This window comes from Acinetobacter sp. ANC 4178, from assembly GCF_004331175.1.
In the GTDB taxonomy this organism is placed as follows: domain Bacteria; phylum Pseudomonadota; class Gammaproteobacteria; order Pseudomonadales; family Moraxellaceae; genus Acinetobacter.
Map to the genome: position 1 here is coordinate 35,688 of NZ_SJOD01000005.1, position 14,116 is coordinate 49,803.

The window sequence follows — 14,116 nt, forward strand, 5'->3', positions numbered from 1 at the left end:
TAATGTATAGCCCCAAATTTGTCCATCCCAATCTTTTTTGCTCCTCAGAAGTTTGAGAGAAATTATCAGATCTAAACTCTATATGTGTTTTTAATAAGCTCATAATTTTTATTCTTTAATATTGAATTATTCAAATAAGAGTTCTTATAGAAATTGTCTATCCTGTAAATTGATTTTTAAAAATTAAGTAATTAGTTTAGATGTATTCCATCCACTTAACATAATGGTAATTAGACTAAATTCTTATTATATATTTATATAAATCAATTTCTTAATTAAAATATTCAACTTTTGGAAATTTCCTGCACTCACTTTTAAACATGCTTGAAACTTTTAATAGATAAAATAGAACAAAAAACACCCTAAAATTTAATAAATCTAATTAAATCAAACCCTAGAACCCTCAATTTTATCCGCAATTTCTGTGGATAACCCTAGGGGTAAGTGTATTACAACTCTGTAAGCCTCAGCTTACGCCTCTTTAGGCAGATAACTTCTCTACCATTCACAACAAGATTTATATTATAAAGCCATGAAGAACAGGATGTTCCAAAACCTAAAACAATAATCATAAGTTCAGCACTCGGACGTGAGGTACGACAGGAGTTATACCAAATACCCCATACGAAAAAGCCCGACATTCTGTCGGGCTTTTTTATTGCAATACAATTCAATTAAGACGGCTTAAATGTCTGTAGGATTACTTAACTCTGTCATCGGCCAGCGCGGTGTCGTGGTTACAGCCAATCCATCCTGTTGCCCTGCTTTTAAACGCTGATAGCCTGCAAATGCGATCATGGCACCGTTGTCCGTACAAAGTGCAGGTTCTGCATAATATACTTGAGCACGTATCTTCACCAAATCAGCCTCCAAGCATTCACGTAAACGCTTATTGGCACTTACACCACCCGCAATCACCAAACGCTTTAAACCTGTTTGTTTTAATGCTTTCACGGATTTTTTAACTAAAGTATCCACAATCGCTTCTTGGAAACTTGCAGCAATATCGGCATCACGGTTTTCATCACCTAATTTTTTCATTTGTACAGACACTGCTGTTTTTAAACCACTAAATGAAAACTCTAAACCCTGATGCAACATTGGTCGTGGGAAAGCAAAAGCGTTAGGATCACCTTGCTCTGCAAGTTTAGAAATATTTGGACCACCTGGATAAGGCAAGCCCATCATTTTCGCCACTTTATCAAAGGCTTCACCCGCAGCATCATCAATAGACTCGCCGAGCAATTCATACTGTCCAATGCCGTAGGCTGCCATTAACTGAGAATGTCCACCAGACACCAGCAATGCAACAAAAGGAAATTCAGGCGGTGTCTCAGACAATAATGGTGCCAACATATGCCCTTCCATATGATGCACACCAATAGCAGGTTTATTTAAAGCAAAAGCCAAAGTTCGACCAAACAGTGCTCCTGTCATGAGCGCACCCATTAATCCCGGTCCACGTGTATACGCGACCGCATCAATTTCGGATTTTTTAACGCCGCTGTCCGAAAGCAATTGATTTAATAATGGAATCAATTTGCGTACATGGTCTCGCGAAGCCAGCTCGGGTACGACGCCACCATATTCTGCATGCAGCTTAATCTGACTATACAAAACTTGCCCGCGTAAGCCGTTTTCACTGTCATACAGTGCCAAACCTGTTTCGTCACACGATGTTTCTAAGCCTAAAACGATCATTAAACTGCCTACAACCTATATCAAATCTAAAGCGAAACCTATTATAGACTTGTGGTATGAGATGTAAATGAGTAAAATACTGACCTTCACTTGTGATCAAGGCAATCATGCCGAGATCTTATCCATAACTTAATGAGGATTCTTCATGCCACAAGTTAAATTGAAAGAAGGCGAACCAGTAGACGTAGCTATCCGTCGTTTCAAGCGTTCATGCGAAAAAGCGGGTGTTTTAGCTGACGTTCGTAAGCGTGAATTCTATGAGAAACCAACTCAAGAACGTAAGCGCAAAAAAGCTGCTGCTGTTAAGCGCTACCAAAAGAAATTGGCGCGCGAATCAGTTCGTACTACACGCCTTTACTAAGATTAATTTGTGATTGATTGACGACTTGGAAAAATAAATGACTACTTTAAAAAACCAAATAACTGAAGTTTTAAAAGCCACCATGCGTGCTAAAGAAATGGATAAGTTAACGGTCATTCGTAGTCTACAAGCAGCAATCAAGCAAATCGAAGTCGATGAGCGCAAAGAGCTTGACGATGTTCAAACTCTTGCGGTCATTGAAAAGCAAATAAAGCAACGTAAAGAATCGATCAAAGCCTTTGAAGGCGCTGGTCGTAATGATTTAGCTAGTAAAGAACAAGCCGAAATTGAAGTTTTATCTCAATTTCTACCAGAAGCTATGACTGAGGAAGAGCTTGATTCTATCATTGAGCAAACTATTACTGCTCAAGAAGCTACTAGCATGAAAGATATGGGTAAGGTGATGAACTCTCTGCGTCCGCTCATAGCCGGGCGCGCCGATCCTGCTCTCGTTTCCGCTAAAATTAAAGCGAAACTCGCTTAATCTTTCAAAATATTCTTTCTTTATCGTTGAACTGCCTTAACAATAAGACAGTTCTTAGATAACAGCACTTAAGTCAAATTACACTGCAGATTGTATTTCTTCAAAATCATCATTTCTTTTGATGACATCACTTGTTGAATCACATCTTGTTTAGTCAAATTTCGATATTGCGCATCAAGCGAACCTCTATTCTTATCAGCCGCAGTATAAAGCTGGTCTACATAACGCCCCACAATTGTACAATATCGTGTTTGTTGCTCAACAGTAAAACTGGTTTGTTGCGGATTAAGTTGTGAAAAAAATTGTCGGATATCCGCCTTGTAATTACGATTAATTTTATCAACCGTAACAACATAATCTTCCACACTTGCAAAAGCAGAACCACAAGATACAGCAAACAAAAGTGCTGCCAAGCAGCGTAATTTATTTTTCATGTGAACCATTAAAAATCAAAACAAAAATGATTGAGCGCCATCATACAGTGCCCACTATAGCAAAACTAGCATCGTTTATTTTATTTGGATAAATTCAGGCTTATATTGTTTAAATGCCTCTTCACTTGGTGCAGGAATTTCCCCCTGTGTAACTGTCCCTAATCGCAAACGAATTACATCAGGCAAATCAATGCGATAAGAAAAAATAGGACTTCCACATTCCTGACAAAAAACACGGGCTTTATTGGGACTATGGAAATACTCTTTAAGTACTTTCACTCCACGCACCACTTCAAATAATGACTTCTGTAATGGGCTATTCCAGCCAGCAAAACTGCCTTGTGCTTTTTGGCAATGCTGACAGTAACACAAGATTGATTTCTCAATTTCCCCATGATAACGGTAACTGACTGTACCGCATAAACATTGCCCCTCTATCATTTTATCCCCCTATTATTCTTATAATTTTTAAATACCATTGATGCACTAAATTTTAAGTTGGTGCTCCTTTTGCATTTGATCAATACGCTGTTTTAATTGCGCAGACATTGCAACATTGTCCTTCGCCAAACGTTGTGCATGCAATAATGACTTTATCGCACCTTCTTCCAAACCACTCCAATATTCAACTTCAGCACGATAGCGCAAAACATTTACAGCTCTGAGTGGTGAAGCAACATCTATATTTGCTGACTGTTGCAACAAATGCCAACCCGTAATATCACGCGGGTTTTGATTAATAAAATTTTGTACCACATTATTCGCTTGGGCTGGTTGCTTTTGACGAATCAACACTTCCGCCAATTTATATGCCAAAGCTCGATTCTCAGGCATAATCCGCGCAGGTGATGCAATGGTCTGATAAGCATCATCTAATTTATTTTGACCAAGATAAACATCTGTTTGAATTAAAGTCAGTAAATTATGTAACTTCTTTTGTTTTTTAAGCTGATCTAACTGTGCTTGCGCCAACACATAATCACCCTGCTGATTATAAAAAGCCGCCAAGGCTAACTCCCCAGCAAAACCCCCCTGTTTTGCAAGGGTTTGCAATTGCAATTCAGTTGCTTGATTCGTTACAACCAATGCATACAGTCTTAAGATTTCAAAATTTTCATCACGCATACTGCTTTTAACTTGAGGTAACTGATTTGCACGTAAACGCGCCTCACTCATACGTTCTGTCGTTAAGGGGTGGGTCAACCAAAAGTCAGGTAAAAAGCTCACACGACTGGTTGCTCGATGCATCACCTCAAAATAATCCGCCATGCTTTGCGGATTATAACCAGCAGCATACATGTATTGCATTCCAATTCGATCTGCTTCCCGCTCCTGATTACGACTATACGTCAGTTGTTGATCCATTAAAGCAGCTTGAGAACCCATCATGACTGCTGCACCCGCATTACCATCAGCCTGTGAAGCAACCAATGCACCAACAATAATTCCCGCCAAAGCCAGAAGCCCTTGCCCTTTAAATGCTTCTTGAGAACGACTGTAATGTCGTTGCGTTACATGTGCAATCTCATGCGCCATTACCCCTGCAATTTCATCTAAATTACGTGCAGAAGTAATCATACCTGTATTTAAAGCAAATAAGCCGCCAGGCACCGCAAAGGCATTAATTTGAGTATCATTAACCAAGACCAAACCAATCGGCTGCCCCAATTGAGTCTGGCTTAAAATATTTGAAAATACAGATAAAAGTTGATCTTCGAGCCACGTATTATGTGTAATAGGTAATTGATGTTGAACTTCACGATAGACTTTCTCACCAATCATTTTTTCATTTTGGCGATCAATTAGACCTAATCCACTTCCAATTTCGGGAACATTAAACTGCGGAGATGATGAAAAATGCGTAACATCTGCCCAAGCTATATGGGTGATTACACATAAACTACCAATAGCAAAAAACCGTTTCAATGTTACATCTCAGGATCTTATTCATTCTGAGCAAACTATAACATTGAAACTTAGTCTCATTTGCAATGATGTGTTATCAATATTTTAATACTCTGGATTTACCAAATAACGTGGCTGACGCCCTTCTAAAGCATCAACCAAATTACGATAGGCAAGTTCAGCCATTTTCTTTCGTGTCTCCGCTGTAGCAGATCCCACATGCGGCAAAGTCACTACATTATCTAACTGGAACAACTCTGACGTTTGCAGCGGCTCTTTTTCATAAACATCCAAACCTGCTGCAAAAAATTTGCGATCTTTCAATGCTTGAATTAAAGCTTGCTCATCAATAACTGAACCACGCGCGATATTTACCAACACTGCATGCGACTGCATGAGCTCAAACTGCTCAGTCGAAAGCAACGCCTTTGATTCCGCATTCAAGTCGACCGCAACCACTACAAAATCAGACTGTTGCAGTAATTGCTCTAAAGAACAGTATTGCGCATTAAGGGGCTGTGCCATTTCTAATTTTTCGCGGCGATTATGATAAAGAATATTCATATTAAAGCCATACAGACCACGGCGGGCAATTGCTGCCCCAATATTACCTAACCCTATAATCCCCAGGGTCTTCCCATAAATATCTTGACCAAACTGCGCTTGTGATACTGTACGCTTCCATTCACCAGTTTTGGTCCAATGGTCCAAATACGGCACTTTACGTGCTGCACTCATCAGTAAAGTAAATGCCAAATCTGCTGTCGTTTCTGTTAATACATGCGGTGTATGGCTTAACCAAATATTTTTTTGATTTAAATAAGCCACATCGTAGTTATCATAACCCACACTAACACTAGAAATAATCTTGAGCTGTTTTGCTGTAGCCAGATTACTTTGATTGAGCAAACGACCTGCACCAATCATGCCATCCGCATCTTGCACATGCTGTTGAATTTGCTGATTAACATCCCCTTGTTTAGGGTCTATCACCACAACATCGTATTGTGCTTGTAAGCGGCCTAAAATTTCTGGATCAATTTGGCTAAAAACAACAACTTTTTTATTCATCAGTCATCCGTGTATTGAGTGATTTTTGCATAAACTGCCACAAACGTTTTTTCAAAATTGGCTGATCAAGCATATCTTGCAAACTTGCCAATTGATGGCAATCTACTTGTTGTAAATGAGGAATCACCCCTAATGCAATCAGATCTTTGTCTACTCCAATCGCATCAATAAAACCTCGTATATAACTAGATGCACCACGCCCATCTTGCATTTCAGCCAACGGAAATGGCCATTTCAACTCATGATATTCTGCTGGTACAGCATGCTGTATATTGACCCATAGCTCGGTTTGTTGTTCGCTTAATCCCGATGCATCTATGACAATCAGACATGATGCCATACTAATCGCCTGTAACTCGAAGGTATCTATCTGAATCGCTGGCTGTGGATCTGCTTTTAAAGGTTCAGACAATACCACTTGAGTATGTTGCTGATGACTTTCTTGTTCTATTTCAACAAACTGAGTTAATACCTTATCCACTTCCTGAACATCGGGCTGGTTCAATGCTGGGGGCTCAATCAGATCTTGAGGCAATTCTGTCATTACCTCAGGTAAAGCCTGATCACGCCACAAAGAAGATAGCTGAGTTTGCTGTACGCGAGCGACATGATTGGGAATCCATATATCAATTCCCATCGTTGCCAATATATCTCGCTGGTGCCCCATCATTTCTATGTTCAACATCTCAATCTTTAGCGCTATTCTAACGACATTCACATCATTTTGCTGTGCTTTATTAAAGCACTCACAGATACCTATAAGATATAAATTTGTACCTTAATCACATAATCATTAAACTATTTTTCTTCTGCATTTGCTCAATAATTTCTGAGGTTTCAAAACCAAAACGCCAATATAATAATTCTAAAACATCCAATTCATCTTGCGTAATAATACGATCATTCCAAAGACATAGCTCCGCAATCCCCAATATAATTAAGCGATCCCGCAATAATAAACCCGATATATCGTGCACGATTTCTGCAAGATCAATCGGTTCATCCGAAATTTCTTCATAAATTTCCAATTCTTCGGTAGTTAGAATTCGTTTTAATATTTTTTCACGGACATCTAATTGGTTATCACTATTGATTTGTTGCACATGCAATAGCGCATCGATTAAACGAACAATTTGGGGTTTTACTTCAGCTAGAGCAGTTGGAGTATGTGTAGGCAATAAATTTAATTCGTATTTTACCCGTTCAAGTAACAATGCATCCAAAAGCCCAATTTCACCATCTTCTTGAATAATTCGAGCCAGTTTAGTCACAAATTGGCGAGCAATTGTCGCAGGCATTCCACCAATATTGGCACATGCATCATGAAAAATAGATAAATGCACACGACCATCCAAGTGGAGCAGTGCATCTATAATTGCACGACTGACTTCTGCTTCAGCTGGAATAAACTCGCGGTATTGACGAATCATTAGAATTGCAACCATAACCTCTCGCGAGCCTGTTGCTGTCTGTAACGCGCGTTCAATTAATTCTGGGCGTTGCATAGAACTACGCACATCTGGATTCAACGGTTTTATCGCATCTTTAATGGCAAAACTAATGGGAGATAAGCGCAAAAGAGGCAAAGGTTGCGGTGAACTCCAAGGCGTATGATATTCAGCATTGATTTCTTCCAATGGGCGAAACAAACCAAATAGCGGCTGATTTTTTAGTCTTTTTAGATTCTCAAGCTGTAAATCCTGTACCAATCCAGGATTCATTTCATAAATTCGCTGCTCAATATTTGGATGAATATTCATCCAACTTTGCGGACTAAGTGAATTAGCAAAACACATATGTGAAATTGATTCCGAGTATTCACTGTGAATCTGTGAACCTGCGTGATGCACATAAATACGCAATAGCGTCTGTATGTTGGCGTTATTTTGAATCAACCGTTTGGTTTTTAAATCATTTCTAAAGGTACGACTACCTAAAGTTAAGTACTTAATAAATCGTGTGATTAAGACCCCCAGACTTCCCACTAACCAAATGACACCACCAAGTGCCACTAAAATAGTTTCGAATTTTTGCGGTTGATTATATTCACGCCGGCTAAATCCTAATTTAGCAACCTTACTCCCCCATTGACTGAAAGTTGTGAGTCCACTGTATAAAATTTTAAGACGCGTATTGTCCGCAGTTTCACCCGATAAAATCTGATTAAATTCATGGCTCAATAAGCCAAATAACTCAGATTCATCTAAATTCTGCAAAGCCCCCCAAGTTAGAATAATCGCAATATCACGGGGTAAAAAGCCCGCTGTGAGCGCATTCACTCCAACTTCATCAGGCAGCACATATACAGCGGGTGTATCAATTAGAAATCGCTCAGAAAGCTGCTCCGTAATTTTCAGTGCAATAAATTCCTCAGGGGTACTTTCAATAAGGCTTAGTCTTCTGGCACGCAATTGCTTTGCCAGTGAGTGTCCACCTGAGCGAAACACATAAAATTCATACAGAATAGATGAGCCAATAATGAGTAAGAGTAAAACAATGACGAAAGGACTGAGTTGATGCCAAAAAATAGATTGTGATTGATCAAAATAATAAACCAAAAGCCCCAAAACTGTATTGAGAATAAACATGGTCAAAAGAACAGCCAATGCACAGATACTCGCAGACCACATCATATTTTTATTTTTGATCAAGAAGCCACCTATTTCTTTCAATGTAAAGTTCCTTTATTACATTGTAATTCAGCCACATCATAAATGAAAAAGGCGGGAAATACCCACCTTTTTCACGCAAAACAATTGAAAATTATTGCTCGGTCACACCCGTTAAATCAACAGAGGCTGCATCAATATTTACATCAATATAACCATCTTTAGATTTTTTAGCCGTGTCACTACGCTTCCGCTCTAGTTCATCCAAGTACGCAGCATCAATACCACCCGCCACATAAACACCATCAAATACAGAGCAATCAAAGTCTTGCAAATATGGAACTTTGCTGGTGCGAACCGCAGCTTTTAAATCTTCCAAATCTTGGAAAATTAAACGGTCGGCTTCAATAATTTCACGAATTTCCTCAACACTACGCTCTGATGCAATCAGCTCTTGTTTGGCTGGCATATCAATACCGTAAACGTTTGGATATTTCACCATTGGTGCTGCTGAAGCAAAGAATACTTTTTTTGCACCCGCATCACGCGCCATTTGAATGATTTCGTTACACGTTGTACCACGCACAATCGAGTCATCCACCAGCAACACATTTTTGCCTTTAAACTCAAGCTCTACAGGGTTGAGCTTTTGGCGAACAGATTTTTTACGTTGCTGTTGACCTGGCATAATAAAGGTACGACCGATATAACGGTTCTTCATAAACCCTTCACGGAATTTTACACCCAATGTATTAGCCAGCTCTAATGCTGAAGTACGTGAAGTATCAGGAATAGGAATGACTACATCAATGTCGTGTTCCTGACCCCATTCATTCAGAATCTTGTGTGCAAGTTTCTCACCCATTTTTAAGCGGGCTTTATACACCGAAATACCATCAATCGTTGCATCTGGACGCGCGAAGTACACATATTCAAAAATACACGGACGATATTGTGGGTTTTCAGCACATTGCTGCGTGAACATTTCACCATCTGCGTTAATGAAAATCGCTTCACCTGGTGCAATATCACGCTCAACTTTAAAGCCAAGTGCCGTAATCGCAACAGATTCTGATGCGATGATATATTCCATCTCACCCGTTTCCGTTAAACGAGAACCGTAAATGAGTGGACGAATACCATTTGGATCACGGAAACCGACCAGACCTTGACCTGTAATCATCGCAACCACACCATAAGCACCTTTACAACGCTCATGAACACGCGAAACCACATGGAAAATATCTTCAGGGGCAGGCACTAATTTGCTACGCTTTTGCAACTCATGCGCAAAAACGTTCAGTAAAACTTCTGAGTCTGAATCGGTATTCATATGACGTAGATCTGTTTTAAACAAATCGTCATGAATTTCTTCGGCATTGGTTAAGTTACCATTGTGCGCCAAAGTAATACCATAAGGAGAGTTTACATAGAACGGCTGTGCTTCTGCACTACTTGAAGAACCCGCAGTTGGATAACGCACATGACCGATACCATAATTACCGAGCAAAGCTCGCATATGGCGAGTATGGAAAACATCACGTACCATGCCATTGTCTTTACGAAGAAATAAACGTCCTTCATGGCAAGTTACGATCCCAGCAGCATCTTGTCCACGATGTTGTAACATCGTTAATGCATCAAACAACATTTGGTTAACGGGTGATTTACCAGCTATACCAACAACTCCACACATAGCAACCTCGCAGACAAGCTAGGATTAATAAAAAGGATTATTTGTTGAGTTGTCTGAACGCGGATGATCTTTTTGCGTTGGTTCAGACAAGGAGTGAGAAGATTTCTGAGCATCTTCCGACTGAATATGTTCAAGCGCTTCGTGCGCTGCATCTTTAGACAACTGAGCAGCCCACGGTGCATAAGGTAATAAAGATTGAACCATTTTAGATTGCTTCCAATGCGGAGAGCTTTCTACCCATGGGCTTAAACCTTGCATGGTGATTAAAACCACCATCAGCCCCTTTAGTGTTCCAAATGCACCACCCGCAAGACGATTAAGCGGGCCTAATTTCAAGGTACTTAAAACACTATTCAATAATGCTGTTGCAAGCCAAGTCAGGACCACAATGACCAACACAATAAAGGCAAAGGCTGCAATTTTCTGAACCACTGGATCTTGACTGAGAGCACTCATTGAAGGGGCAATGATAGCGGCATATTTTGCACCGACAATCAGTGCAAAAATCCAACCCACCAAGTTCGCAAAGGCTTTAACAAATCCTTGTCGCAAACCGTTTAGCCCTCCAATGAGCAAAATGATCAGTATGAAGATATCAATGGTATTCATTTTGCCAGCATAGCATCAACACAATCTTTAATCAGTTTCGGTCCAGTATATATAAGGCCACTATACACTTGTACAAGTGTAGCACCTGCATTTTGTTTAACGAGTGCTTGCTCACCCGCTAAAATTCCCCCCACACCAATCAATGGCACTTGACCATTGAGTGCTTGAGCAAATGCAGATAAACATGCCGTACTCTTTTCAAATACAGGCGCACCGGACAATCCACCCGCCTCATCACCTTGCGGTAAATTTTCTACGCCCTCACGAGATAAAGTCGTATTCGTGACAATTAGACCATCAATTTTATTGGTAATTAATTGTTGCGAAATAAAACCAATATCCTCAGGCGTTAAATCAGGCGCAACTTTAAGCACCAAAGGCACATAATGGTGATGCTCATCAGCCAACTCAAGCTGACGCTTCTTTAATGTCATCAACAATTCAGCCAGCGCATCACCGCTTTGCAAACTACGTAAATTTTTAGTGTTGGGAGAAGAAATATTAACTGTGATATAGGATGCGTAGTTATAAACTTTTTCTAAACAGATAAGATAATCATCTACCGCATTTTCTACAGGTGTATCGGCATTTTTACCAATATTAATCCCTAAAACACCCTTAAATTTGGAAGCTTTAACGTTTTCAATCAGTTTATCCACACCATCATTATTAAAACCCATACGGTTAATAATGGCTTGTGCTTGTGGCAAACGGAAAAGGCGTGGCTGAGGATTACCAGCTTGCGGACGCGGTGTAATGGTTCCAATTTCTATAAAGCCAAAGCCAAGAGCAGCCAAGGCATCAATATAGGCACCATTTTTATCTAAACCAGCAGCCAAACCGACAGGATTCGGAAATTCAATACCCATACAAGTTACAGGCTTTGCAGCAACATGTTGGCGCATCATCCCCATTGCATGGGCTGATTTCAGTAAGGATAATGTTAGCTCATGTGCACGCTCTGGTGCTAAAGAAAACAACAAAGGGCGGGCTAGAGAATACAACATATCTAGAAAAGTCTACGGCTTTTTAAGTCGATATATTATAGGCGCAGCCCACCAAAAACGCCATGCTTGGCAACTGTTTATTTTGACCTATTATTGTAGTGTCGCTGTTAATTTAATCTGCCCTGCATTGGACTGAAGCTCCATTTTTTCAATGCTTAGGCCCATCTGGGCTAATTGAGTCAAAAAATTTGCCAAAATAGAATAATTTGCGTGACTCACAACCACTTGAATTTGCTCACCCGTCTGCTGGGAAGCAACACCCAGCCCTTGTTGTTGTGCAGCACGCTGTACTTTTTCGGCGGCACTGAGTTGCACGTCACCCGCAGGCTTCATGGTGACCGCATTACTTTGCATCCACACCACTAAATCCTTCAACTCACTGACCCGTAGCTGTTGATGTTCCGCCGCTTTATGCATATACCATAAAGCTGAGCCTACCGCCGCAACCACTACAAAGACCACAGTAAAAATCACCATGATACGCTCGCGAACAGACAAACGCTCCAGATACTGTGTGAATTGATCACCCCAACCATCTAATGTATTTTGAAATTTTTCTATTGCTTTCATTATTGTATTTTCACCGAACCAATTACCCCAGAACCATTTGGCTGAATATTCCCCAATTCAACCTTAAAGCCTTGTTGATTCAATTGTTGTGTTAAGTTTTGCAAAACCACTGATGAATTGGCTTTTAAATCTAAATTAAGGATTGATGCATCATACGATACTCGATCAGCAATAATTTTATTTTGCATTAGTACTGGACCAACTCGGCTCAACAATTGCAACCCTGCATTTTGCCCCATTTGATTGGTCCGCATTTGAAACTCAAATTGACTTTTCAAGGTTTGCTCAGTTACTGGATAGTTTTGCCCAAACCAATATTTAAATTGAGATACCGCTTGCAGTGCGGTTTCATCAGCCACCTTCTTATTTTTATACCAACGACTCGCATCGTAGCCAAACTGAACAATTAAAATAGCAAACAACACAGCAGCACAAGCTTTCCAATAACCCGAGATTTTAGCTTCTGATTTTAGCTTAGGTAAAACATTAAAAGGATGTTGTTTCGGCTTGTTCAGCTCCGTAAAGTGGTATTGAAATCCATGAATTTGATCTTGCGTTACACGTGCTTGCAAACTATTCAGTTGCACTGTATTCAAATTAGAGATCGTATAGCTTCTCGACGCCTCTTGATAATCTAAATAGAGTGGTAAATCATCAATAGAACATCCTACCCACTCACTTTCTCGTACTAATAAACGTCCATGCAGGTCCAACAGAACTGTTTCATCAGCTTGTTGCGGTTGTGGTGCTGCATAAAAATCAGGAAGAAGTGCAGCAACTTTCATGGGCAACAATGAAAGTGAATGCTGCCATGTTTCTACCAAATGCTGCGAAACACCTAACAAAGTAAGTTGATCTGGATTTTGAAAATGATGCAAGATTTTCATACTATCGATAGGGAATACAATATATTCCTCTAACAGATACTTGATTCCCTCTTGCCCCAGTTGTTTATAATTCGTCTTATTTAACTGCTGTTGCAACATTTGCACATGGCGACTTGGAAAAAAAACAGTCGCTTCTTGAGTCGCAAAGGGCAGCAAGTCCTGAATCAACTGTTCCAGACTCAAAGCACTTTGCCAGAATTCTCCTTGCGACCACTGCCATGCATCATTGGCTTCAGGCATCCATATATACAACATTTATTTTTATCTGCCGTTTCGAATAATTTAAGCTTGAGGAATAAAGCGCTTTTGAACTGTTGATAAACCTGCTGCAATGACACTTTGATCATAACAACGGGCTTCTGCCAACGAAAAAGGATGAAACGGCTCAGTCGTTAGTAATTCTTCGATATGTGCCACAACATTCATATGGCAAACCACTACAATTGACTCATACGGTAAATGTGACAACCACTCTACTGCCACGCGTGCATCATCTTCTGGTTTAATTGCATTACAAAGTAAAACAGGCACACCTTTAAAATGTGTTTGAATATGTGCCAAGGTTTCTTGCGCCCTCAATAATGGGCTCACAATAAAGATGTCTGGTTGCACAATATCTTTTAAAAAATTGGCTGTTTCCTGAGCTTGCAGATGACCACGTGCAGTAAGCGGTCTTTTCATATCATTACCGTCAATTGCTGGTGAAGCTTCACCATGACGGACCAATGTAAGTAACATAAAATTTCCTTATTATTGCAGAGCACACAGCAGCATTATCAAAT

The 14,116-nt window shown here is 40.0% G+C and carries 15 protein-coding genes; 2 read left to right on the forward strand and 13 right to left on the reverse strand.

What is annotated here, in order from left to right; all coding sequences use genetic code 11:
- Positions 1-684 precede the first annotated feature (684 nt).
- On the reverse strand, positions 685-1,701 hold the full coding sequence (gene tsaD, locus E0H87_RS11220; RefSeq protein WP_131323689.1) for a tRNA (adenosine(37)-N6)-threonylcarbamoyltransferase complex transferase subunit TsaD: 1,017 nt from the start codon (positions 1,699-1,701) through the stop codon (positions 685-687).
- Between the two features lie 145 nt (positions 1,702-1,846).
- Between tsaD and rpsU the strand changes: the two genes are divergently transcribed.
- Both rpsU and E0H87_RS11230 read left to right on the forward strand, forming a co-directional pair.
- Entirely contained in the window at positions 1,847-2,062 is a 216-nt protein-coding gene (gene rpsU / locus E0H87_RS11225; protein WP_001136722.1) for a 30S ribosomal protein S21, read from the forward strand.
- Between the two features lie 37 nt (positions 2,063-2,099).
- Positions 2,100-2,546 (forward strand): GatB/YqeY domain-containing protein, encoded by a 447-nt coding sequence (locus tag E0H87_RS11230; protein ID WP_131323690.1) that lies wholly within the window; start codon positions 2,100-2,102, stop codon positions 2,544-2,546.
- A 68-nt stretch (positions 2,547-2,614) separates the two neighbouring features.
- Here the strand turns inward: E0H87_RS11230 and E0H87_RS11235 are convergent, their stop codons facing one another.
- The 12 genes from E0H87_RS11235 to E0H87_RS11290 all read right to left on the reverse strand — a co-directional run bounded on the left by E0H87_RS11235 (position 2,615) and on the right by E0H87_RS11290 (position 14,072).
- Complete coding sequence (locus E0H87_RS11235; protein WP_227547354.1) at positions 2,615-2,980, reverse strand: hypothetical protein; 366 nt, start codon at positions 2,978-2,980, stop codon at positions 2,615-2,617.
- 75 nt (positions 2,981-3,055) lie between these two features.
- Complete coding sequence (locus E0H87_RS11240) at positions 3,056-3,421, reverse strand: GFA family protein (protein WP_116758917.1); 366 nt, start codon at positions 3,419-3,421, stop codon at positions 3,056-3,058.
- Between the two features lie 45 nt (positions 3,422-3,466).
- Positions 3,467-4,870, reverse strand: coding sequence for a M48 family metalloprotease (locus E0H87_RS11245; RefSeq protein ID WP_227547359.1), 1,404 nt, complete (start codon positions 4,868-4,870; stop codon positions 3,467-3,469).
- A gap of 120 nt (positions 4,871-4,990) precedes the next feature.
- A complete protein-coding gene (locus E0H87_RS11250) occupies positions 4,991-5,956 on the reverse strand; it encodes a 2-hydroxyacid dehydrogenase (protein WP_131323692.1) in 966 nt (321 codons plus the stop codon).
- Complete coding sequence (locus E0H87_RS11255) at positions 5,949-6,641, reverse strand: hypothetical protein (RefSeq protein WP_227547355.1); 693 nt, start codon at positions 6,639-6,641, stop codon at positions 5,949-5,951. Before E0H87_RS11255 ends, E0H87_RS11250 begins: the two co-directional genes overlap by 8 nt.
- A 97-nt stretch (positions 6,642-6,738) precedes the next feature.
- Positions 6,739-8,589 carry a M48 family metallopeptidase gene (locus E0H87_RS11260; protein WP_413773125.1) on the reverse strand — a complete coding sequence of 617 codons (1,851 nt, stop codon included), beginning with the start codon at positions 8,587-8,589 and terminating at the stop codon, positions 6,739-6,741.
- Between the two features lie 130 nt (positions 8,590-8,719).
- Entirely contained in the window at positions 8,720-10,261 is a 1,542-nt protein-coding gene (purF, locus tag E0H87_RS11265) for an amidophosphoribosyltransferase (RefSeq protein WP_131323694.1), read from the reverse strand.
- A 24-nt stretch (positions 10,262-10,285) separates the two neighbouring features.
- Positions 10,286-10,870: a CvpA family protein gene (locus E0H87_RS11270; protein ID WP_131323695.1), complete on the reverse strand. Its 585-nt coding sequence runs from the start codon at positions 10,868-10,870 to the stop codon at positions 10,286-10,288.
- Positions 10,867-11,877: a quinone-dependent dihydroorotate dehydrogenase gene (locus tag E0H87_RS11275; RefSeq protein WP_131323696.1), complete on the reverse strand. Its 1,011-nt coding sequence runs from the start codon at positions 11,875-11,877 to the stop codon at positions 10,867-10,869. Before E0H87_RS11275 ends, E0H87_RS11270 begins: the two co-directional genes overlap by 4 nt.
- Positions 11,878-11,967: 90 nt before the next feature.
- Positions 11,968-12,447, reverse strand: a complete 480-nt coding sequence (gene gspM, locus E0H87_RS11280; RefSeq protein WP_131323697.1) for a type II secretion system protein GspM — start codon at positions 12,445-12,447, stop codon at positions 11,968-11,970.
- Positions 12,447-13,589 carry a type II secretion system protein GspL gene (gene gspL / locus E0H87_RS11285; RefSeq protein ID WP_131323698.1) on the reverse strand — a complete coding sequence of 381 codons (1,143 nt, stop codon included), beginning with the start codon at positions 13,587-13,589 and terminating at the stop codon, positions 12,447-12,449. The genes gspM and gspL overlap by 1 nt, the downstream gene beginning before the upstream one ends.
- A 27-nt stretch (positions 13,590-13,616) precedes the next feature.
- Entirely contained in the window at positions 13,617-14,072 is a 456-nt protein-coding gene (locus E0H87_RS11290) for a SixA phosphatase family protein (protein WP_131323699.1), read from the reverse strand.
- Positions 14,073-14,116: the final 44 nt, after the last annotated feature.